This is a genomic window from Psychrobacter sp. CX21, assembly GCF_057396255.1.
The window spans coordinates 147,741-170,599 of record NZ_JBXYJG010000003.1 but is presented as its reverse complement, the minus strand read 5'-3'; the positions used below and the strand labels follow the sequence as shown (position 1 = coordinate 170,599).

16 protein-coding genes are annotated in these 22,859 nt (G+C 41.6%); 8 read left to right on the top strand and 8 right to left on the bottom strand.

What is annotated here, in order from left to right; translation table 11 throughout:
* Positions 1–370: 370 nt before the first annotated feature.
* The 4 genes from hisA (at position 371) to AC2SLP_RS03145 (ending at position 5,634) form a co-directional block, all read left to right on the top strand.
* Entirely contained in the window at positions 371–1,174 is an 804-nt protein-coding gene (gene hisA, locus AC2SLP_RS03160; protein WP_486535181.1) for a 1-(5-phosphoribosyl)-5-[(5-phosphoribosylamino)methylideneamino]imidazole-4-carboxamide isomerase, read from the top strand.
* A gap of 448 nt (positions 1,175–1,622) precedes the next feature.
* Entirely contained in the window at positions 1,623–3,332 is a 1,710-nt protein-coding gene (locus tag AC2SLP_RS03155) for a mechanosensitive ion channel family protein (RefSeq protein ID WP_486535264.1), read from the top strand.
* A gap of 57 nt (positions 3,333–3,389) precedes the next feature.
* Positions 3,390–4,385 carry an NADP-dependent oxidoreductase gene (locus tag AC2SLP_RS03150; protein WP_486535180.1) on the top strand — a complete coding sequence of 332 codons (996 nt, stop codon included), beginning with the start codon at positions 3,390–3,392 and terminating at the stop codon, positions 4,383–4,385.
* Between the two features lie 373 nt (positions 4,386–4,758).
* Entirely contained in the window at positions 4,759–5,634 is an 876-nt protein-coding gene (locus tag AC2SLP_RS03145; RefSeq protein WP_486535179.1) for an EcsC family protein, read from the top strand.
* A 10-nt stretch (positions 5,635–5,644) separates the two neighbouring features.
* Here AC2SLP_RS03145 and AC2SLP_RS03140 read toward each other — a convergent pair whose 3' ends face one another.
* The 4 genes from AC2SLP_RS03140 to AC2SLP_RS03125 all read right to left on the bottom strand — a co-directional run bounded on the left by AC2SLP_RS03140 (position 5,645) and on the right by AC2SLP_RS03125 (position 11,242).
* Positions 5,645–6,325 carry an alpha-ketoglutarate-dependent dioxygenase AlkB family protein gene (locus AC2SLP_RS03140; protein ID WP_486535178.1) on the bottom strand — a complete coding sequence of 227 codons (681 nt, stop codon included), beginning with the start codon at positions 6,323–6,325 and terminating at the stop codon, positions 5,645–5,647.
* Positions 6,326–6,433: 108 nt separating this feature from the next.
* Positions 6,434–7,465 (bottom strand): alpha/beta fold hydrolase, encoded by a 1,032-nt coding sequence (locus AC2SLP_RS03135; protein WP_486535177.1) that lies wholly within the window; start codon positions 7,463–7,465, stop codon positions 6,434–6,436.
* 247 nt (positions 7,466–7,712) lie between these two features.
* A complete protein-coding gene (locus AC2SLP_RS03130) occupies positions 7,713–9,638 on the bottom strand; it encodes an ABC transporter ATP-binding protein (RefSeq protein ID WP_486535176.1) in 1,926 nt (641 codons plus the stop codon).
* Positions 9,639–9,811: 173 nt separating this feature from the next.
* Positions 9,812–11,242, bottom strand: coding sequence for a fructosamine kinase family protein (locus tag AC2SLP_RS03125; RefSeq protein ID WP_486535175.1), 1,431 nt, complete (start codon positions 11,240–11,242; stop codon positions 9,812–9,814).
* Positions 11,243–11,393: 151 nt separating this feature from the next.
* On the opposite strand from AC2SLP_RS03125, the gene AC2SLP_RS03120 reads away from it, so the two are divergent.
* Complete coding sequence (locus AC2SLP_RS03120) at positions 11,394–12,293, top strand: EamA/RhaT family transporter (protein WP_486535174.1); 900 nt, start codon at positions 11,394–11,396, stop codon at positions 12,291–12,293.
* 488 nt (positions 12,294–12,781) lie between these two features.
* Here the strand turns inward: AC2SLP_RS03120 and AC2SLP_RS03115 are convergent, their stop codons facing one another.
* Entirely contained in the window at positions 12,782–13,591 is an 810-nt protein-coding gene (locus AC2SLP_RS03115; RefSeq protein ID WP_486535173.1) for a hypothetical protein, read from the bottom strand.
* Between the two features lie 298 nt (positions 13,592–13,889).
* The gene (locus AC2SLP_RS03110; RefSeq protein ID WP_486535263.1) at positions 13,890–14,837 is read right to left on the bottom strand and encodes a D-2-hydroxyacid dehydrogenase; all 948 of its coding nucleotides are present in this window, start codon (positions 14,835–14,837) and stop codon (positions 13,890–13,892) included.
* Positions 14,838–15,725: 888 nt separating this feature from the next.
* On the opposite strand from AC2SLP_RS03110, the gene rapA reads away from it, so the two are divergent.
* A complete protein-coding gene (gene rapA, locus AC2SLP_RS03105; RefSeq protein ID WP_486535172.1) occupies positions 15,726–18,608 on the top strand; it encodes an RNA polymerase-associated protein RapA in 2,883 nt (960 codons plus the stop codon).
* A gap of 221 nt (positions 18,609–18,829) precedes the next feature.
* On the opposite strand, the gene AC2SLP_RS03100 is transcribed toward rapA, so the two are convergent.
* Entirely contained in the window at positions 18,830–19,054 is a 225-nt protein-coding gene (locus tag AC2SLP_RS03100) for a hypothetical protein (protein WP_486535171.1), read from the bottom strand.
* Between the two features lie 556 nt (positions 19,055–19,610).
* On the opposite strand from AC2SLP_RS03100, the gene ybaK reads away from it, so the two are divergent.
* Together ybaK and AC2SLP_RS03090 are read left to right on the top strand one after the other, a co-directional pair.
* Positions 19,611–20,078 carry a Cys-tRNA(Pro) deacylase gene (gene ybaK / locus AC2SLP_RS03095; protein ID WP_486535170.1) on the top strand — a complete coding sequence of 156 codons (468 nt, stop codon included), beginning with the start codon at positions 19,611–19,613 and terminating at the stop codon, positions 20,076–20,078.
* A gap of 37 nt (positions 20,079–20,115) precedes the next feature.
* The gene (locus tag AC2SLP_RS03090) at positions 20,116–20,484 is read left to right on the top strand and encodes a 5-carboxymethyl-2-hydroxymuconate Delta-isomerase (protein ID WP_486535169.1); all 369 of its coding nucleotides are present in this window, start codon (positions 20,116–20,118) and stop codon (positions 20,482–20,484) included.
* A 325-nt stretch (positions 20,485–20,809) separates the two neighbouring features.
* Here the strand turns inward: AC2SLP_RS03090 and AC2SLP_RS03085 are convergent, their stop codons facing one another.
* On the bottom strand, positions 20,810–22,630 hold the full coding sequence (locus tag AC2SLP_RS03085; protein ID WP_486535168.1) for an acyl-CoA dehydrogenase C-terminal domain-containing protein: 1,821 nt from the start codon (positions 22,628–22,630) through the stop codon (positions 20,810–20,812).
* Positions 22,631–22,859 lie beyond the last annotated feature (229 nt).

Genomic DNA, 22,859 nt, shown 5'->3' with positions numbered 1-22,859 from the left:
TAAGCGAAGAAAGGCCAGACGTCCCGTCGGGAGTGAGCAAACCAGAACGGCGCAGTGGCCGAGATTTGAACTTGATGATATAAGATTTATTAGTTACCGCTCTATAATACGTATGTCAAAGCCCATCATCATATAACTATTGAGATGGGTGCTTACGAATATAAAGGTTTATTCTAATTTCTTATCATTGAAGACAGTGGCGACTGGCTACCAAAATACATATACAATATATCCTAGGATTATACGTTAAATTGCCCTAAAATTGCCAGTATGTTTACTTAATTTTAATGGCGACATCCAAAAAATAGCCGCCGGGAATAAATTTATAACCATTTTAATTTAAAATTTAAATTCAATTAAGGTTTTTGATATGCAAACTCAATCATTGAGTACTACAAATTTAACCACAGAGCAAAAGAATACTCAAACCGCTTCAGGTTCAAAAGCGCCTGTTCTTATTCCTGCAATTGATCTTAAAGATGGTAAATGCGTTCGATTAAAGCAAGGTCGTATGGAGGATGATACGGTTTTTTCAGATGATCCGGTAGCCATGGCAACCCGCTGGGTCGATGAAGGCGCGCGCCGTTTGCATTTAGTAGATTTAAATGGTGCTTTTGATGGCGTGCCTGTGCATAAAAATGTCGTTACTCAAATAGCAAAGGTTCATCCTAATTTACCTGTGCAGTTAGGCGGCGGTATACGCAGCTTACAAACGATTGAACATTACCTAACAGCGGGCCTAACCTATATTATTATCGGGACAAAAGCGGTCGAAAACCCAGAATTTGTTGAAGAAGCATGTCGTGAGTTTGCAGGTCATATTATCGTTGGTATTGATGCCAAAGATGGTATGGTAGCAACGCATGGATGGGCCAACGTAACCGATACCAAAGCCATCGATTTGGCAAAACGCTTTGCTGATGCAGGCGTGTCTTCTATTGTTTATACCGATATTGCGCGTGATGGTATGATGCAAGGGGTGAATGTGGAGCAGACCGTTAATCTTGCACGCGAAGGCGGTCTACCCGTTATTGCCTCAGGCGGTGTGACGAATATGAAAGACATTGAACTGTTAAAGCCATATGGTGATTGCTTAGAAGGCATCATTACTGGCCGCGCGATTTATGAAGGTACATTGGATTTAGGTGAAGCGCAGCTTTATTTAGATAAATAGCTTAGACAACTAGCTTTAACCAATAACTTATAGCGTTAGTTTTTAATTTAATTAAGTTGTGAACTGAGCCCTTTTTTAAGCAGTAGTTTGAAGATAAAAATACAAAAAGCTTGTTAATTTTTAAGCTAACTTGTCTAAAGTTAATGGGTTTAATAGTAAATTGGTTTAAAAGTTAATGGGTTTTAAAATTAATAGGTTTAAATACAAGTGGTATAGGGATAGCTTGCGTGCTTGTTTTAATTTAACACTGTGACTCAGTACTGCGACTCAATCTTGCGCACCATTTGCGGCTCAATACGGCGACTCAATACCAAAGGATAACTCAGTAATGGCAACCTCCCCCTCACAGCGATTAAGGCTGCGCCAAGTGTTTTTAATCCGCTTTATTGTTAGGTTTATAGCCAAGTTGATATATAGATTTATAAACCAGTCTAAGCTGCCCATAGCGATGTTGATGTTATTGCTGCTATCGGTATTGCACCTACCTGCTCATGCGGTATCAGAAGAGGTTGCGGCGGCAGGAGAAGCGATACTCACTGGTGATATTGCTGCTGCTAATGACGCATTAAAAACGGCTTCCAATGCTAATGACTCGGCAAATTCTGATGAGCAAGCACAGGCGGCAAGCGGCGATGAGGGCTCAGGGGGAAATACGGAAGAAAATAGTAGCGATGTGTCAACTGACGATGCGTCTGTTGATGCGCCTACTATCGATTCAGCACCTGCAGCAGGTAATATCACTGAAAAAGACACCGTTATTGAAACCAGTGCCAATCAAGTTAATGATGGTGATATAAAAAAACGTATTACGGGTATCTTTTCTGAAATCGAAGGATTGAAATCCATTGTTGTGGGCGTCAGCGAAGGGGTAGTGAGCTTAAGCGGTGAAGCACCAAACGAAAAAAAGGCACAGCAAGCTATTAATCTTGCTAATCGGGTGAGTGACGTCGTCGCCGTCGAAGATCGAATTAATCGCACATTAGATGTGCAGGATAATGTGACACCAGTGATTGCAGATTTAAAACAGCAAGCACGAGGTCTAATCAAAGCCTTGCCTTTATTGCTCGTTGCTATCTTAGTATTTGTTGTGGTGGTATGGATTGGGACATGGATCTCTCGGCGTAAGTCTTTATGGAAGCGCATCACCCCCAATCCTTTTGTCGCAGAGCTATTGTCACAAACGATCAAAGTGCTGTTTGTAATTATAGGCCTGATACTCGCGCTTAGCCTTATGGGAGCTGAAGCCATTATTGGTACGTTGCTTGGCGGTGCAGGAGTCATTGGTATTGCCGTTGGTTTTGCAGTCAAAGACACTATTGAGAATTACATTGCCTCGCTGATGCTTAGCGTACGTCAGCCCTTTAGAGCGCGTGATTATGTTGATATCAATGGTCAAGAAGGTATCGTCGTTCGTCTCACTAGTCGAGCCACCATCTTAATGACGTCAGATGGTAACCAACTGCGTATCCCAAACTCCGAGGTCTTTAAAGCCACTATCTTGAACTATACCAAAAACCCTGAACGGCGCTTTACCTTTCAGCTGGGTGTGGACGCCAACGATGACCCTATTGCGGCGATTAAAGTGGGTCTGGATGCGGTTAACGCACTGGATTTTATTTTAGCTGATCCAAAATCGGTGGCAATTATTCAGGAAGTGGGCGACTCTAATATCATTTTAGAGTTTCAAGTGTGGGTAGATCAAACTAATACTGATTTATACAAAGCGCGCAGTATCGCTATACGTGAAGCCAAACATGCTCTAGAGAATAACGGATTTAGCTTACCTGAGCCGATATACCGTATGCGTCTAAATGGAGATGTTGAAGAGGCTATTAAACATATCAATCGCGCGGCCAATACGGAAAGTACGCAGGACGGTATACAAGCAACTATTCAGCCTGAGATACCAGATCAGCCTGAGATACCAGAAGACGCCATCAAATCGTCCGAAGGATCATCTCAAAGCCTGAAAACTAAACCAGATGACCTTGAAAAAGAAAAAGCCAAGCAGCGCGCGAGACAAATCCTTGGTGATAAAGATGCCGATGATGTGCTTGATGCGCGTCCAGATCCAAAACTAATGCAAAAAGTTGAAGCAGAGATTTTGGAAAATTCTGGTGATGAAGACCTACTTGATCATAATAGCCCGCAAGAATAGTGGCCGAACCTCATAAATGAGACGTGTTATAAAAATAAAACAAACAAGGAGTCAGTTGTGTCCGCTAATCAATCCCTACCGCAAACCCAATCCGCCATTATTATTAATGATTTTGGAGAGCCTGATGTTTTAACGTATCAGTCAGATGTCCAAACGCCTGATATGAAAGAAAATTTGGTGTTTGTTAAGATCGCTTATGCGGGTGTAAATCCTGTGGACTATAAAACTCGACAAGGCTTGGGCTGGGGTGCGGATAAGATTAAAGACAATCAGTTTGCACAAAATAAGCCCGCTATCTTAGGATTTGATATGGCAGGTGAGGTGCTTGCCAGCAATTCTCAAAATTTTAATGTGGGAGATAAGGTGGCTGCACTAAGCTTTGATGGTGGGTGTTACGCGCACTACAATGCAGCAGATGCAAGCTTATTTGCGCGCGTACCTGATGGGGTGTCGCTACAAACTGCGGGCGCTATCCCGTGCGTAGGTACTACGGCATATCAAGCAGTTAGATTTGCACAGATTAAGTCAGGAGCGCATGTCGTTATGAATGCTCCAGCAGGGGGCGTGGGGCACCTTATGCTACAAATGCTAATCGATAAAGTAGACAATAATGACATTAAGCTCACGCTTATCTGTTCTCCTGAAAAATATAATAAGCTTAAAGCGCTTATTGATATCACGAAACTTGAAGGGTGGATAGATTACACCAAAGAGTCAGATTTTCCAGCGCTTGAGGCAGACTTGTTATTTGATTTAGTTGGTGATGATGCAGGCGTACGAGCATTGGCCTTGGTCAAAAAGGGCGGACGTGTCGTCGTATTACCCTCCATTTGGGTAGATAAATTACAAAAAGCAGGTTCTGATAAAGACATAGAGGTTGATGGGTTTGCAGTAAAGCCAAATGGAGAGGATTTAAAGCGCGTGTTAGATATGGTTGGTAGTGGTAAATTAACGCTTGGATTTGAAGCTGTGTATTCGTTACAAGATACCAAGCAAGCACACGAACACATTCAAAATGGCGACAGCTTTGGTAAAATAGTCCTTAAGGTCTGACGTTATTAACGTGAAACTTAAACAAAATCACGCCTTTGTATTGAGGCAACATATCCTTTTATAATTGGAACATAGAGCCAACCTTATAAAAATTAACGCTTTTTAACAAGGCTTATATATAAGCATTAAGTCATACATGTTTCACTAAACTGTATTAATTAAAGCGGCTTATTAACAACCGTTTATTAAAAGCTATTTGTTAAAAGCGGCTTATTTAAGCACCCTGTTAAAAGTTATAGGGTTAGTTTGGAAGAGCTAAGCTTCTATGAGCTCTTTTCTTTTTACCGCTTTTTGGTAACTCTCTAAAACCTTAAATAAATATAAGACGCTAATAATCAATAAAACACTTAATTAAAAGGATGATGATTAAAATATGCCAAACGATAATATGGACAGTACACAAGAAAATTTGGATAATAACCAAACAGATTCCAAAGACTATAATGAAAAAGCTAGAGCAGAGATCAATGAGTGGATGCATCCAGATTCAAATCTGCTAACCAAGTCACTATCTGCACTAAGTACCCCTATAGAAAAAGCAGGGGATGCGTTATTAAATGCGCCGCAGTTTGGTGAGACGTTAAAAGAAGTCATTGAAAAGTCGTTGACAACGTTTAGCGATGCGGCCACCTGGTCTATTGATATCCAAGACATACTTAAAGCTTATAATGAGCAATCAAATGAAGTGATTGCTACTCTAGAAGATATCCAAAAGCTGCCACTTGAGACTATTGATAATCAAGTTAACCTGTTTAAAAGTAAATATGTTGCGGCAACCAGTGCGCAAGGCGTTACCACTGGCATGGCAGGCTGGGCTGGTATTCCTGCTGATATTGCGGCTGTGATCGCAGCAAATTTACGCGCTATATCCGAATTCGCCACTTATTATGGGTTTGATGTCAGTAAAAAAGAAGAGCAGCTATTTGTCATGTCGTTGCTCTCTATTGCCACATCGACGTCAACAACAGATCGACAAGCGGCATTAGATGAGACCCTAAGTCTATTAAAAGACCCTGAAACGCTTGCCTTTAACAAAGTGAATGAAGAGGTGGCCTCACGCATCATTAGACAAACGGCGACAAAAGTTGCGACAGATATGGTAAAAACCAAAGCCGCTCAAGTTATCCCTGCAGTTGGCGCTATCGTAGCAGGCGGTGTGAATGCTAATTATACTGCCAATGTGTGTGAAGCAGCCTATCAATGCTATCGTGAGCGCTTTTTAGACCGCCAAGCATCGGCATCTCAATAGTGCATAACATTTATATAGACAAGTGCTGTAAAGGCATTTGCCGAAAGGTAAGACTGATACGACCTTCTTGAACACTTTTGGTCTTAGTGACGGTATGTTTCCAATTCTGCTGCGTCTTACCTCGCATGACAATCAATTGACCTGACTCAAGATAGAGCTCAACTTTATCTTGAGTCTTTTTGTGTTTGAGTACAAACTTTCGCGTAGCACCAAGCGATAGCGAAGCGATGATAGGCTCAGGACCAAGCTCAGCTTCATCATCCGCATGATAGCCCATACCATCTTGCCCTGTGGGATAGAAGTTTAATAAACACGTATTAAAATGGACTTGAACACCGATTTTTTGCAGTTTGGATTCGATGATGTGTTTCACGTGAAACACAGTATCATGCCAAGGAATTATGGGGCGAGTATGCCCTGAATAAGTATAAGCGAGCGAGGAGCCGTGTGCCATATCTCCCATCCAGACAATCTTGCGCGTGGTGATGTGCGTCTTACCGAATAGCGTGACCTTATCTGACTGCCAAGGGAGTTGATTTAAAAGCGTATGATATAGAGCTTTATCTTCAGCACAATTATCCTCAGCGTCATTATTTTTTGCGTGAGGGTATAAAATAACACCCAAGTCATTCACAACACCATCATAAGGCAATAGGTTGTCATGTTCGCTTTGGCTAAATAGATCTCGCATGCTACGGGTACTCGTTAGGTTGTCGACTTAACTGTAGGTTTAAATCGCTTGCCTATGGACTTTATCTTAGCGAATGTTCAAGGTTCATTTTTATATGATAGGCCTTTATTATCTTAGCTTAGTGGCGCTTCGTGCTTGCTCATAATCAAAGATAACATTGGCACATACTTTGGGTGCTTCCAGTGGCAATAGATGACCATAGTCTCTTAGCGTAATCATATTATCGTTTGGCACCACGTTTCGCCAACTGACGCGGACTTTGTCACTATTAAATATCGAAGGCTTTGCCAATATAAGTAAATAGGGTACTTCTTTTTTATTAAGCTTTTTTAAAGCAGGGGTCATATAAGGCGTACCATAGTAGCTTGCGAGCTCGTATTTTGGATCAAATAACAAGGCAAAGCTGGATGACGCGCTGTCTTTTTTATACAGACTGTTTTGCGCAAACAGGGTTAAGTTTGCATTACTAATACGTTTAAAAGCCCGATTATTACGTAAATACTGATAATAGTCGTCAACACTGGCCCAATTTACCTGCTTTACTTTTGTACTCTTAAAAGGCTCTTGCGTCTGTAATATAAAACGGGGAATACGGTTTACCAGTAGCGTTTGACTTTTGGTGAACGTGACTGGATCTATAAAGTAAAGACTGGAGAATAGGTCAGGGCGTTTAGCTGCGGCTATTGCTGTTGCTGTAGCACCTTGAGAATGCCCAATACCAATAACGGGTCCTGACTGGGTCTTTTCCAAAAACTTAATCAAAAGATCAGCGTCTTGTTCGCGCGTGAGTGTCTTTTTTTTGGGTAGGTCATACCAGTAGCCTTGTAGCGCCAAGCTGCACAAGTCATATTCCTGACTTAACTCAGTTAATAATGGCTCGTATGCGCCTACTGGAAAGCCATTACCCCCATAAAAATGAGCAAGTGGTTTTTTAGAGTCAGACATCTTGGATGTTTTGGATTGATGCTTGCTACCCAAAATGTGTGGCTTATCAGAGTATTTTGAGCGAATTGGGCCATCTGATTTAGCTGAGCTATTTGATACAATGAGCTCTTTTAAATCATAGTATCGAGCCTGTCTGCCCTCTATTTCAATACGCTTTTCAAACGGCTGCATTCGATCATATTGTGTCTCATCCATATATGTACTTATTCCCTACGTGTTAACTAAGTTTTTAGGTTAGCTAAGTGGTTAGGTCAACGACGCTAATAGATTAAAAAAGCTATTTGGTTAACTTTACTCACTCATTTTAACGCAATTATGTCTATAATCCTTATTTATATAGTCGTTTTTTCTATAGTCGTTGTTTCTATAGTTGTTATTAAGGTATCAGTTATACCTATTATATTTTTATCAATAATTTACATTTAAAGCATCTATCTACACATCAATCATCTTCACCCAAGAACCCACCACTTTGACGGTCCCATAAACTTGCATAAACGCCATTTTGCGCGAGTAGCTCATCATGGCTACCTTGCTCAATAATACTGCCTCTATCCATAACCACTAACCGATCTAGCGCAGCAATAGTGGACAACCTGTGGGCAATAGCAATGACCGTTTTACCTTCCATCATAGCATTCAAGCTTTCAGTAATGGCGTGTTCGACTTCTGAGTCTAGTGCGCTGGTGGCTTCATCAAGCAGTAAAATAGGTGCGTTTTTTAGCATAACTCGGGCAATGGCGATACGTTGACGCTGCCCGCCTGATAGCTTAACGCCGCGCTCACCCACTTGGGTGTCAAGCCCGACATTGCCTTTGGCGTCATGTAGCTCTTGAATAAACTCCCACGCCTGCGCTTGTTTGCACGCTTCGATAATCTCCTCATCAGTTGCCGAGGGGCGTCCATAAGCGATGTTTTCACGTACCGTTCGGTGCAGCAAAGAGGTATCCTGCGTGACCATACCAATCAGACGGCGTAAGCTTTCTTGAGTCACTTTATCGATAGCCTGTGAGTCAATAGTAATACGACCCGAATCCACTTCATAAAAGCGCAGCAATAAATTCACCAAAGTAGACTTGCCGGCACCCGAGCGACCGACTAAGCCTATTTTTTCACCGGGCTTGATATCTAAGTTAAAGCCATCTAGCAGTTTCACATAATCAGACTCACTATCAGCCGATTGAGGTACCCCATCCAAACTGTCATCCGCAGTGGCAACCTTACACCCCATACTCGCTTTATCAGCATCTTCATAACCAAAGTCAACGTCTTCAAAACGAATATGCCCTTTGCTAATAACAAGCTCTTTGGCATCAGGGGCATCCACAACTTTTTGCGGTGTGGATAAGGTGCGGATACCATCTTGCACTGTACCAATGCTTTCAAACAAGGTTGCCATCTGCCACATAATCCAGTGAGTCAAGCCATTGATACGCAGTGCCATTGCGGTAGCGACCGCAAGCGCACCGACGCCCACATCACCACGTTGCCACAAATACAAGCCAATCGCAGCGGTGCTACCTATGAGGGTAACGCTCACCACATGGTTAACAAATTCAAGCACCGTTACCCAGCGCATCTGCGCATGTACCGTACCCAAAAACTGCTTCATGGCAGACTTGGCATACCCAAGCTCCCGCCGTGAATGGCTAAATAGTTTCACCGTCATAATATTCGCGTAAGCGTCGGTGATACGCCCTGTCATTAATGCGCGAGCATTGGCCTGAATACTTGCCGTTTGACGAAGTTTGGGTAAAAAATACCACAGCGTTGCACCAAACATAATTAACCATAGCGCAAAAGGGAGTAATAACAAACTGTCTAATTTAAATAAAATAATCCCACTGGTAACGAAGAATACCAATATATAGGTCAACATATCGACCACAGTCAAAATAGTGCCTCGAACCGCCAGCGCAGTTTGCATTACCTTGGCGGAAACTCGACCCGAAAACTCATTTTGGTAAAACTCCATCGATTGACCAAGCATACGCTTGTGGAATCGCCAACGCATTTGCATTGGAAAAACACCTTGAATGACCTGAAAATGCACCAAGGAGGCAAACCCTACCCAAAAAGGGCTTAATATGAGCACCGCGGACATCAACTTTAAGTCACTACTTTTGTCCGCCCAGAGTGTACTTGGCGTGTAAATACCCATCCAGTCAACCAAGTCACCAATCCACGCGTATAGCAAGGCTTCATACACCCCAATACCGGCAGTGAGGATCATAAATAAAACCAGCCATTTGCGTAGGCCATAAGTACATGCCCACAAAAACTTTAACAAGCCCTCTTTTGGCAGAGGCACCTTGTTATCGGGAAAGGCAGAAAGACGGGTTTCAAAAAAGTGAAAGAGCTTATTCATAGAGTATCAAATTAAGTCGCTTTAATAGTTGGGCTGTATTGAGCTTAAACAATCGATCTAAAATAAGGAATCTTAAATAAGGGATCTTAAATAATGGAGCAATAATAATGTACTTGAATAATGAAGATTAAAAGTTGGTGATTATATTATTAAGTTTGGCAAGCACGTCATGGCTATCGTCCAAAATGCTGCGCAATGCGCTTCACCGCACTCAAATACCCTGTACCAAATAAATTTAAATGATTCAGGTAATGATACAAATTATAAATGTCCATCCGAGCTTCAAAACTAGGTTCAACCAGACCAAATGCCGCATATGTCTCATAAAATGACGTATCAAAACCACCAAATAATCGAGTCATGGCCAAATCAGTCTCGGGATGTCCAACATAAACGGCAGGGTCTATCAAATAGCCCACAATGTTGTGGTTATTCTTGCCGTGAGCATTAGTATTAGTATTAGTATTAGTATTGTCATTAATATTGTCATTAATATTGTCACTAGTACTGCCGCTATATTTGTCACCACTATCACCGATAGCTTTAAGGTTAGCACCACTCGATGACCCTAGCATCGCATTACCTGCCCACAGATCCCCATGTAGTAAACTGGGCCTGGGACGCCCGTTATCGTCTTTAAGCGGATAGTCAGGTAAAAGGTGGTTTAATTTAAGCTGTAGGCGCTCGATTTGCTGAACGGTTTGCCGATCAATCAACTGATTATCATACGCCATCTTAGTCTGCACGCCCAGCCGATGTGTGGCAAAAAATTCATGCCAATCGGGCGTCCACTCATTACACTGCGGGCTGCTACCGATAAAGTTATCATCAAACCACCCTGCAAACCATTGCCATGCATCGCTCGAATCAAGACTTAAATTCGGCTCTAAATTAGACTCCAATTTAGGCTTAGCTCTACGTTTGGAGGGCTGAGGAGGGGGCGCTTGATGCAGCGTTGCCAATTGTACTGCCATATCCTTCCAGCCTTGCGCTTCAATGCTGGATGTATTAAAAGCAGCAGTATAAGAAGGTATCATCGACAGTATTAAAAAACTACAGTCAAGCGCATTATCTGTACCAAATGCTAAGGGCTGGCAAGTGCGTGCGCCAGTTGCGCTTATCGCCGAGAGTCCAACCATTTCAGCGGTCAATAGAGGCAGATTGTCAATGGCGTTACGCTTCAAAAATACTTGAAGGGGCGCGTGTTTGGAGTGGGTTTCTATTGGCTGCTTTGGATGAGTGTCGTATTCTTTGAAATAATAGTCATCAGATATTGGTATGCTAAGCACACTAGCGTCATTGATACAGCCTCCAGACATAGGCTTAAGCGTGACCTCATCTAAGCTATTAATCATGAGCGTATTAGTACTGAGCTTGTTAGTACTGAGCGTATTAGTACTGAGCTTATTGCTACTGTTATCGGCATTATCCGTCTGCTGACTTGTAACCCCACCAATTAATGAATTGATAGCATCAATCAAGCTGTCAAATTCAAGCGCTCCAAACTGCGTCCTATCAAAAGGTTTTTGATCAATAGAGACAGTCGTTGTGTCATGCTGATCCGAATGCTTACAGTCTGAGTTTATTGAGTATGATTGCCTCATCGCTATTTACCTAATCTTCTACCTAACCTTAAAGCTCTATTAACCATATCAATACGAAACGCCCAAAATTCTCATAACAGGCGCAAAAATATGGTATAACTTGTAAAATATTTTTACATTCTCACATTTTTTATTGATTGGTTATAACTGTATGAGCTATCTCATAATTGCAGTACTCTGTAGTGTTGCCGTTTCAGTATTGCTAAAAATACTGCGTCAAAACAATATTGATATTCGTCAAACCATCGTCGCAGGCTATCCTGTCGCCTTTATATTAACGTGGACGTTATTGAATCCAGACATAAGCGCCGCTGTGCATTTGGGTAGTGCATGGAGCATCATACTACTATTGGGTGTGTTGTTGCCGTTAGTGTTTGTTATCTTAGGTCGCGCAATTGATGCCGTGGGCATTATCGCCACCGACGCCGCGCAGCGATTATCACTTATCATACCTATCATTGCAGCATTCGCTTTATTTGATGAAACGCTAACCACTCAGCGCATCATCGGCATCGCAATAGGATTTCTTGCTTTAGCAGCACTGGCTTATCGGCAAAAGGACGTACACAGAAGCGAAGACGCTGTTGTTGCGCCAAACACTATCGCTAAACAAACCAAAAAATCCTCACTCGTTATGCCAGTCGGCTTTTGGCTACTGAGCGTGTGGGTAGGCTATGGTGTTATCGATATTTTGTTCAAACAAGTCGCCAAACAAGGCAACGCCTTCCCCTTGACCTTATTTATGGCATTTGCAATGGCAGGCATCTTGCTATTTATTTATCTGCTTATCATCAAAGTACAGTGGCAAGGTAAAGCGTTAGCATCGGGGCTAATATTGGGCGTATTAAATATGGGTAACATATATGCCTATGTCAAAGCGCACCAAGCGTTATCTGATGCGCCGAGCGTAGTGTTTACAGGCATGAATGTCGGTGTTATAGCGGTCGCAACGCTCGTTGGCGTATTTGCCTTCAAAGAGTCGCTTAGCAAATTAAATATGCTGGGCATCGCACTGGCGATCGCATGCGTGTTTGTATTATTTATGGGGTAGGGCAAGGCTTATCCTAATTTGAGTACTATGAGCGCAGTCTTAAAACCTTAATCACATTAATTATAAATACAAGTAGCTGATCCCGCTATTCGCTACTATCTGCTAGTTTTAGCAAGGCGGTTCGCTAAGTCATGGGGTGTCTCTTGCTTCGCGAGCCACCCTATGTCAAGCGTCCGCAACTTGCTAAACCGAGCAGTATATCCGCTGCTATCGGGGCTATTTGTCCAGCTCAGCGTCTTTTACCCAGCGTCCTTTAGCCAGCGATTATCCTTTATTTAGAACCCTTATTTTAGTTAACGTCTACTTTTTCACATTTATTTTACTGATACCTATCCTGAACTTTCATTTATTATGTAGTAAATATAAATTTATAAAGATAATTTCATTAAAGATGCTGCTTGCTCATACTGTTTGTACTGATTCAATAAGTTTTGGGATTCAATTAGATAGCTGATTCAATAAAATTGATAGCGCCTCTTATATTTGGTTTAACTAATAGTCAATCCTGATAGCACCTCATAGTTACAATGCTCAGGCTCATAACCTGACATATGCTGACCTGTCATTGCAAAGTATTTGCCCTCATAGTCAAGATAAGTGTGAATGGTTTTACCATCAGATAAGTATATGTGATTATTAACCTTATCCATATATTGCTTATACAAAGTATCGACTATTTGTGCAGCTTTGGCTCTATCTTCAATCACCAGCGTGATCATTTCTATCATCTCATAGCGTTCTTGTTTTAATAGTTGGTGTTTATATTTACTTCTAAGGTGAGTATAAAAGTTACCATAGCTTAGTGTCTTTATCTTTTGAGTTGGTTTTGAAAGATAGCTAGCATGGTTGTTGATAGCTATATAACTATCAAAACCAAATTCATCAATCATGGCTGTTAATCTATAACTACTACCATAACTACCATTGCTTAATTTTTTATCACTCAAAGACTCCCATAAGGGAGATTGTTGAATCTTGTCATTAAACTCTTGTCTGGTCATTAAGACTATTGGTTGAGTCCTTTCAATACCTGTACGAGGTGGGGGTAGCGGGTTCATTCCCGAATTTTCATAACGATGAGCACAGACTATAAAAGGATTGGCCTGTAATTTCTCTGCAGTAACTTCTGACATAAGGGGGACTATGGTAATTTCAGTAGCGCCACTACTGGCAATTTGTTTTAACTTTTCTCTTTCTGTGAGTGGGTTTTTTTTAGGCGTTTGGGTAGGCTTTACGGTGCTACAACTTAGCAAGCTGGTTGCTAACAAAACGCCTATTAGTACTCTTATCGGTTGCATGTGCTTTTTCCTTAAAGTCTTGAGTCCATGGTTTAAACTGTAGGCGTCAAAGCTTAATTACCATATTCATTTAATTAACTACTGTGTTGTCCCTACAAGACATCTTGCTAATTAAGGTATACAGCTTTTTGATAATTAAATAAAAAACCGATTAAACTTCATCCGTGTTTAGTATGATTCAATGAAATTAAGCGCTGTTAAACAATTAACAACGCTTAATAATACTAATTATAGTAGCAGCTATTAGAATCAGTCACATAAAATTTATTAACTTCTAAAAGGCGATCAAAAATCAATATTAATGCCTTGCAATAAACTCACTCACCTGCTCACTTAATATATCCCACAGCTTCTGTTGCGCCGCTCTACTGCCCCACGCATTGTGCGGGCTAAAGATGACTCGTGGATGCTCTTGACGCGCCAATTCAAGTAGCGGATCGTCTTGGGCGACAGGCTCTTGTTCAAACACATCGGTTGCATAGCCAAGTACTTGTTCGTTTTGCACAGCCTCGGCCATTGCCTGTGAGTTGACCACACCGCCTCGGGCAACATTGACCACCAGCGGATGCTTATCCATCATCGCCAGCGTATGACTGTTGATTAAATGCTGAGTTTTGTCAGTTAGCGGCACATGCAAGCTGATCACGTCAGAAGTCCTAAGCACCGTTTCAAAGTCGGTATAGTTGTCATTGCGAGGTGGTTTGCCCTGATGCTCTGCCCACAACACTTGCATACCGAAGGCTTTGCCAATCTCAGTGACCCGTTCACCAATCGTACCGACACCAATAATACCGAGCGTTTTGTCTTCTAGATCTATAAGCGGTACATCCATTAAGCAAAAGCTTTCTGAGGCTTGCCATGTGCCATCAACCACCTTGTTGTGATAATGCAGCGATGCACGCATTGCGCTCAACATCAGCATAAAGGTATGCTCAGGGACGCTTTTGACTGCGTAGCCTGCCACATTATATAGTTCGATGTTGTGTTCTTTACACGCTTCTTCATCGACATTGTTCATACCCGTTGCGGTCAGCTGAATCAGCTTTAAGTTAGGAAGCGCTGAGATAATGTCGCGATTTATTTCCACTTTGTTGGCAAAAATAATGTCTGCATCCTGACAGCGCTTGATAATCAGCTGATTGTCTTGCTCGGTATCTGTATGCACCTCATAGTCTGTAACGCCTTCGGGTGCGGACAAGTCAACACTATCCAAAAACGTTCCTCTATCCAAAAAGACGGCTTTCATCATATTCTCCTAATGGTCTGTATAAGTATTTAATCGGCATTTAGTTGATATTTGGTTGATATTTGGTTGTTATTTAATTGGTATTGATAGCAACACCGCGATAGGTGAATGCGGCATAGCCAATATTAAAAAGATGCACCAAAACATATCGGGTTAGGGTCAGGATTTAAAGTATCAACTTGTTCACTCTATTCTTGTTAACTCTATTGCTGTTTATTCTATTATAAACAGCGAACGTCTGAACAATTACGATATTAACCGCGCTAAACCTACAAGAGTCGTACATGCGTTCGGTTATCTTGCAATCATTTAATCTCTTTGACTATAGCAGTGTGGTGAGAGATTTATAATGATTTGGTATATATCGTCTCTATGCGCGTCATAAGTTGTTAAACTATAGGGTGCTAAACTAGCGACTGTTAAATTAGGGTCTGTTAAATTAGGGACTGTAGGCTGCAAATGATAACTTTTTAATGAGAAAGCGCTTTACTATAAGAGCCAGTTATCAAAAAGTTATGTCGCTTTGTTTAAAAGCAATGTCGCCAATATCAGTAATATTTGATCAATGCGCTTTAAATTATGAATTTAATCGTAATATAGGCAAAATAAGGTATAGAAATTAATAAGTTTGACCTCATAATTGTAGTTATGAATCCCTATGAATGCTGTTAATTAGTAGATGCTGTTAATGGTAGATGCTTTTAATTGTAGAGTGTGTATGAACGGTTATATAATCTGTGTGGCTCGCTATCATTACAGCTAGATCAATCATAGCGTACTTCAGTAATAGCTATAGCAATAGCTATCTCGTTGACGTGATACAAGAATAATAAACATACGTTAATCGTGTTTTAACAACCCCACCCCTGTAAAAGAATATATTTATTTATGACAATAGCTGCTTTAATTCCTGAATTTGCCGTTGGCCAACGTTATTTATCTGATACCGAAGCTGAGCTTGGCTTGGGCGTGGTCATTGATGTTGATGACCGCTGTGTACACATCTTGTTTGCCCAAAGCGAAGAGACGCGGGTATACGCCAAGAACTCAGCACCGCTATCGCGTGTCATCTTCAAAGAAGGTGATGAGATTACCGACCAAGAAGGCAACACCCATATCGTCACTGGTGTTGATGAGGTGATGGGGGTGCTTAAATATCATGTTGAAGGGCATCCTCGCGGTATTATGGAAACGCGTTTAGCGGCGAATATCACGCTTGCCAAACCACTTGAGCGCCTACTTGCAGGACGCGTAGAACGCGGAGATTGGTACGAGCTGCGTCAAGACATATTGCGTATGCAGTCGGCGTTAGCAGGTCATCCTCTAAAAGGTCTAATGGGGGCACGTGTCGATATTATTCCGCATCAGCTCTACATTGCACATGAGGTGGGTAAGCGTATTGCGCCACGTGTGCTACTTGCAGACGAGGTGGGGCTAGGCAAAACTATTGAAGCAGGACTGATTATTCATCAGCAGCTATTAATGGGTAAAGCCAAGCGGGTGCTGATACTCGTTCCTGATAGTTTGCAGTATCAATGGATGATTGAGATGCGTCGCCGCTTTAACCTAAATTTTGCTTTATTTGACCTGGTGCGTACGGCATCCATTAAAGAGCACAATCCAGATCAAAACGTATTTACCACTGAGCAGTGTATTATTGCGGGTGTGGATTTGCTGCTCGACCACCAAGACTTATACGATCAAGCCATCGAAGCTGGATTTGATTTATTGGTTGTGGATGAGGCGCATCATCTGCACTGGGATCGTGAGCAAGGTGGTAACGATAAATATGAGCTGGTGGCAGATTTTGCACATGAAATGCCAGGCGTATTACTATTAACCGCAACACCAGAACAGCTTGGTATCGAAAGTCATTTTGCTCGCCTGCGCTTGCTTGATCCCGATCGCTTTGATGATTTAGATGACTTTATTGACAGTCAAGATGCCTTTGCACAGACTGCTGCCGTGGCAGAAGTATTGATGGATAAAAAGCCATTGTCTGACGCTCAAATTAAGGCGCTAACTCAACTGCTTGGATTTGATGACAGTGATGAGCTGGCATCAATTAATGAAGATGACAAACTACGCACTTATGCGCTAAATCAATTGCTAGATCGGCATGGTACAGGGCGGGTATTGTTCCGTAATACCCGTGATAGCGTGCAAGGGTTTCATGGTCGTAGCAGCCATCCACATCCGCTTCCTTGCCCAGACAGCTGGAAGGACAGCTATCAAACTTGCGGCAAGCTGCGTGAACAGCTTTGGGGTGAAGAAAATCAACCTGATGGCGGCTGGCTTGAAGATGACCCTCGTGTGATGTGGTTGATTGACCTACTAAAAGATGACTTAAAACAACAAAAAGTATTATTAATTGCCCGTAGTGGGGCAACGGTTGAAAGCTTGGAGGCGGTACTGCGCTTACATGCTGGTATTAAGACGGCATTATTCACAGAGCAAATGAGCCTACTTGAGCGTGACCAAGCGGCGGCATTCTTTGCAGATGAAGAAGGCGCGCAGATTTTATTAAGCTCTGAGATTGGCTCTGAGGGTCGTAATTTCCAGTTTGCAAGTCATTTGGTACTGTGGGATCTACCGGCCAATCCAGATACATTGGAGCAGCGTATTGGTCGTTTGGATCGCATCGGTCAAAATGAAAAAATCACCCTACACGTTCCTTATGTCAAAGGCACAGCGCAAGAGCGTTTATACCGTTGGTATGATGAAGCGCTGAATATATTTAACCGCATCTCACCAACGGCGCAAACGGTCCAAGAGCAGTATATTGTGGATCTAAAGCCGCTGCTTGAAGGCGAAGACACGCCGCAGAATCGCCAAGCGTTGTCCGATCTAATCAATGACGCGTCTAAGCTACGTCAAGAGCTTGAAGCAGAGCTGCAAGCAGGCCGCGATCGACTTTTAGAGTATAACTCTTGCCGTCCTCGAGTGGCAGGTCGAATTGCCGATGCAATGAGCGAATTTGATGCTAATAATCTACTGCAATCTTTCCTCGATCGCTTCTTAGCCTCAGCCAATATAGATCATAGTGTACAGCGTGATGGCTCTTGGGTGATTCATCCGCCAGAAGCGGAAAACAGCCAGCATCCTGATATTGAGAATCTACCCCTATCAGAGGATGGTATGAGTCTGACCTTTACGCGTAGCCAAGCACTCATGCGTGAAGACATGGCGTTTATGACTCATGAGCATCCTTTAATGCAGTCTATTTACGATATGGCAAACTCTGGCACGTTTGGTAATACGACGGTCGCCATGCTTAAGAGTAATACGGTTCCAGAGGGTATGCTGCTACTAGAAGTTAACTTTAGAGTGACTACGATTGCACCTAAAGTGCTGAATCTAGCAGCCACTTTACCAACGCAAATGTTGCGCGTATTTTTGGGTGAGCAGGGTAATGATCTGTCCGAACGTATCACAGCCGATATGATACTGCCGCATATTGAGCGCCTGGACAAAAACCGCGCGCGTCAAGTCGTTAAGGTTCGCAGCCAAGTCATTGAGGCGCGCTATCACGATGCAGAGTCTATTGCTCAAGCTAAGCTTTGTGACATCAGTGCGAAAGCGCTTGAACGCTTTAGTCAACTGTGGCAACGTGAGATTAGCCGCCTGAAGCAGTTACAACAGGTGAATCCAAACGTACGTGATGAAGAGATTGAGCGATTAGAAGCGCTTAAAGCGCAGGGTGAACAGGCGCTAAACAATTTGTCTTTAGTGCCTGATAGTATCCGTGTTTTAGTAGCGGTTAAACCTTAATAATACTGTTAGCAAACGAGTGTTAGCAAGCGGCTGTTGTCTAGCAATCGACTGTCAGCTGTTAATTAACGGTATCTATAATATTTATGAGGGTTCTTAACTTTATTGGTTTAGAGCCCTTTTTATTGCTTTTAGATAATTGAATGATCATGAAGTTAATTGAAGTTTAAGTACAGATTATTGTGTAGAAGGTCGTCTATTTTAAATGGAGCAGTAGGCGTTTAATGCATTGTTCCTAGACTGAAGTTACTGGCGCATACCCCAAATCCTACGACACCACCAATTAAACTAAACAATAAGATTTTTTTAGCGCTATTAAAAATCTTTGGTTTTTTATCGACATCTTTGATAAATGCACTGACAATCAGTTGGATCAAGCTAAACACAAACATAATAAAACAAAACACAAAGGCGATAGCCCCTATTATTACTAATGCTTCATCCATATTTAGTATCTCCTCGAGTCTATTGGTAAATATAGTTAAAGAACTACTAAACGGTTACAGCGTTAACCTCGCTAAGTTTACATGGGAAGTACTTGCAATCAGTTAACTTATAAATATTTTGGACTTCCTTAACTACAATTTTATTGATGTATTTTATGCTAAATTTTTATAAGTCTAGTTGAATGGCTTATAATTGTTCACAGAGCTTTCTAAAAATTTCTTTCTAAATGGCAGCTTCAGCTTAATAAGAACGTTAATAATAACTAACGTTATCTTTAAGACTAACCTATTAGCAGTTGGTTTGCTATTATTTTTAAATGTTAGTAGCTTAGTAATTAGTTGTTTTATGCTTAAGCTTAACTTTACTATTGGTAATGACTATATTTAAAACAATGGCTGTATTAGTGAACGTTTTAGCTCATTGGAATTTTACCGATTAAAGAATTCAGATACTGATCTTATTTGAGCGAGTATTTAGATAAGTTTTAGGCTGCTTTCAGATTGTATATGATAGCCTCAGCTTATGCTTTAGAAACTACTTTTAGGATGTAACACCATGACGCCAGCGGTAAACCTCGCCAAAAAACTAAAGCTTGACTATCATATTCACGAATATGAGCACGATCCGAATGCTGAATCCTATGGTCAAGAAGCAGTGGACAAATTAGGCGTACCTGCTGGATATGTGTTTAAAACATTGGTCGTTAAAATGGACGCCAATAAGCTTGCCGTTGCTGTTCTGCCTGTCATGCATACATTAAACTTTAAAAAATTAGCCAAAGCCTTGGGGTGTAAAAAGCTACAACTGGCTGATCCTAAAGCCGTTGAACGTACAACAGGCTATGTGCTCGGCGGTGTCAGCCCGCTGGGTCAAAAAAAGCGCTTGGCAACGGTCATACATCAAAGCGCTGAAACGCTTGAGACTGTGTATGTCAGTGGCGGCAAACGCGGTTTGGAAATAGAGCTGCCGCCAGAACAGCTTATTGATACCTTGTCGGCGCATACTGCTGATATTGTGGATTGAATGATTTATCAACTACTAAACTATTAAAGGAAGTACAATGCCTCACGTTATTGTTCAAGCCACACCCAATGTGGTTATCAAAAACGCAGAAAGCTTACTAAAAACGTTAAATAGCACTTTATGGGATACAGGACATTTCAGCACGCGACAAGCCATTAAAGCCCGAATAATGGATGTTGAAACGTTTTTGGTCGGTATAGAAGATGATCAGCAAGAACAAGGGTTTATCTACTTACAATTAAGGCTTATGCCGGGACGTAGCCAGCAAATACGAGATGACTTAGCTCAAAAGCTATTGGACTGTTTAAAAAGAGAGCTAACAGAGCAGCAATCGGGCCGAGTATCGATTCAATACTGTGTAGAGGTGGTTGAGTTGACAGAGGCTTATAAAAAGCAAAAGATCTAATACCAAATTTAAAAATTAACAAATCGATTAAAACGAGCACAAACGCTAGTAGATTTAGCGAGTTTGGCAAAGATATAATCAGCGAACGACTAAGCGAACGACTAATAGATTACGGCGTTAACCTCAATAAGCCTACACTTTAATGGTAGGGCACTAAATGCACTCGGTAGCCTTGTAACCAATTTAAACGTCTTTGACTATAGGTTGTTTTTCACAAAAGTATAAATTTAAAAAACCGCCCTTAACTATTATTAAGGGCGGTTTTGTTATTAAGAACGATTTTGTATCGCGTACTTACATCAATATTTATACATTAAACAATTGATTAGTCATAGAATGCGAAGTTTTCAACATCCATATCTGTCATTGAAGAGCTTGGTGCTACCATGCTCTCTGCATGACCTGAGGTACGTGGTAAGATCTTATCAAAGTAGAAATCAGCGGTTTGAACCTTAGCTTCATAGAAACCTGGTGCTTCGGTACCACCATTTTCAAGCTTATCTAACGCAACTGCTGCCATACGTGCCCAGTGATAGGCCATCATCACATAACCTGAGTACATGAGATAATCGACAGAAGCGGCTGAGATAATCTCACGATCTTTACGCGCACTTAGCATTAAGCGTACGGTTAATGTGTTCCACTCAGCACACAGCTTGGTTAATGCCCACACGTATTTGCGCATGTTTTTATCAAGCGCATACTCACCACACCACTTCATGATGCTAGCTGTATAATCACGGACGATTTTACCTTTAGATTGTAAAATAACTTTACGGCCTAATAAGTCTAGTGCTTGAACACCCGTTGTGCCTTCATAAAGGGTGGCAATACGAGCATCACGAGCGATAAGCTCCATGCCCCATTCTTTGATGTAACCATGACCGCCGTATACTTGCTGGCCTTCTTTAGCAGCTTCAATACCAAGCTCAGTCAAGAAACCTTTTAAGATAGGCGTATAGAAGCCAAGCTTGTCATCCCACTTTTCAAATTCGTCGTTGTCCCCATCAGCCACACCTTGCGACATCTTATCTGCATAGCGCGATGCATGGTAAATCATTGAACGACCACCTTCTGCAAAGGCTTTCATGGTCAATAGCATACGACGAACATCAGCATGATGAATTATAGCATCAGCAACATGATCAGGATCTTTAGTACCTGAAAGGGTACGCATAGAACGACGATCTTTGGCATATGGTAGGGCATTTTGGAACGCAAGTTCAATGTGTGCCAGACCTTCAATACCAGTACCAATACGGGCAGTATTCATAAAGGTAAACATGGCTTTTAAGCCTTTGTTTGGCTCACCAATCAAGTATGCGGTAGCGCCATCAAAGTTTAATACACAAGTTGATGAAGATGCGATACCCATTTTATGTTCAATTGAGCCACATTTAACGCCATTGCGCTCGCCCGCTTCACCTTCTTCGTTCACCAAAAACTTAGGTACGATAAATAGTGAAATACCACGCGTGCCTTCAGGCGCATCTGGAAGACGTGCCAATACAATATGGATAATATTATCAGTTAGATCGTGCTCACCACTTGAGATAAAGATCTTAGTACCGTTTAATTTATAGGTACCATCATCTTGTGGGATAGCTTTAGTCTTAACTTGACCTAAGTCTGTACCGCACTGAGGCTCAGTTAAGCACATCGTACCTGACCAAGTGCCTTCTACTAACTTAGGTAGATAGGCGTCTTTTTGCTCTTCAGTACCATACTGTAATAACGTATTAATACAACCAGTGGTTAACCCAGGATACATTGACCAAGGCCAGTTAGCCGTACCAATCATTTCTGATTTGATGAGGTTAATCGACATAGGTAAGTTCATACCGCCGTACTCTTCAGGGTACGAAATACCTTGCCATCCGCCTTCTACAAACTGGTTGTAAGCATCTTTGAAGCCTTCAGGTGTCGTTACTTCACCATCTTCAAAATGACACCCTTCAGCGTCTGCTGGCTGATATAAAGGGGCAATAACGTTTTCAGAAAAGTCAGCAATACCCTGTAAGATCATATCTATAGTTTCAGGATCGGCATTTTCGCCATTACTCAAGCTCTTATAATGTGTTTGGTAGTCAAATACATCATTAAGCAAGAATTTAATGTCACGTAGGGGAGCTTTATAACTTAGCATAATCTATTCTCTTTGATAAAATTTTAATGAATTAACGGAGCGATGCCTTCCTTGACCATATTTATTCAACCTTACTGAGTATAAGGGCAAATACTTGAAATAACTAATATTGATAACAATAATTCATAAGTAAACATTTGTCTTATAACAATAAATTATAACCCTGCCAATTATATACCTATCATATGACATTATAAAGTGATAGATAGAGTGACAGTTAAAACGATAG

Bases quoted from the DNA above. Each gene is read 5' to 3' on its own strand.
- ybaK (WP_486535170.1), top strand. From the start codon at position 19,611: ATGACGCCAGCGGTAAACCTCGCCAAAAAACTAAAGCTTGACTATCAT.
- AC2SLP_RS03110 (WP_486535263.1), bottom strand. From the start codon at position 14,837: ATGAAAGCCGTCTTTTTGGATAGAGGAACGTTTTTGGATAGTGTTGAC.
- AC2SLP_RS03140 (WP_486535178.1), bottom strand. From the start codon at position 6,325: ATGCGAGATCTATTTAGCCAAAGCGAACATGACAACCTATTGCCTTAT.
- AC2SLP_RS03155 (WP_486535264.1), top strand. From the start codon at position 1,623: ATGTTGATGTTATTGCTGCTATCGGTATTGCACCTACCTGCTCATGCG.
- rapA (WP_486535172.1), top strand. From the start codon at position 15,726: ATGACAATAGCTGCTTTAATTCCTGAATTTGCCGTTGGCCAACGTTAT.
- AC2SLP_RS03145 (WP_486535179.1), top strand. From the start codon at position 4,759: ATGCCAAACGATAATATGGACAGTACACAAGAAAATTTGGATAATAAC.
- hisA (WP_486535181.1), top strand. From the start codon at position 371: ATGCAAACTCAATCATTGAGTACTACAAATTTAACCACAGAGCAAAAG.
- AC2SLP_RS03120 (WP_486535174.1), top strand. From the start codon at position 11,394: ATGAGCTATCTCATAATTGCAGTACTCTGTAGTGTTGCCGTTTCAGTA.
- AC2SLP_RS03115 (WP_486535173.1), bottom strand. From the start codon at position 13,591: ATGCAACCGATAAGAGTACTAATAGGCGTTTTGTTAGCAACCAGCTTG.
- AC2SLP_RS03090 (WP_486535169.1), top strand. From the start codon at position 20,116: ATGCCTCACGTTATTGTTCAAGCCACACCCAATGTGGTTATCAAAAAC.
- AC2SLP_RS03130 (WP_486535176.1), bottom strand. From the start codon at position 9,638: ATGAATAAGCTCTTTCACTTTTTTGAAACCCGTCTTTCTGCCTTTCCC.
- AC2SLP_RS03100 (WP_486535171.1), bottom strand. From the start codon at position 19,054: ATGGATGAAGCATTAGTAATAATAGGGGCTATCGCCTTTGTGTTTTGT.
- AC2SLP_RS03085 (WP_486535168.1), bottom strand. From the start codon at position 22,630: ATGCTAAGTTATAAAGCTCCCCTACGTGACATTAAATTCTTGCTTAAT.
- AC2SLP_RS03125 (WP_486535175.1), bottom strand. From the start codon at position 11,242: ATGAGGCAATCATACTCAATAAACTCAGACTGTAAGCATTCGGATCAG.
- AC2SLP_RS03135 (WP_486535177.1), bottom strand. From the start codon at position 7,465: ATGGATGAGACACAATATGATCGAATGCAGCCGTTTGAAAAGCGTATT.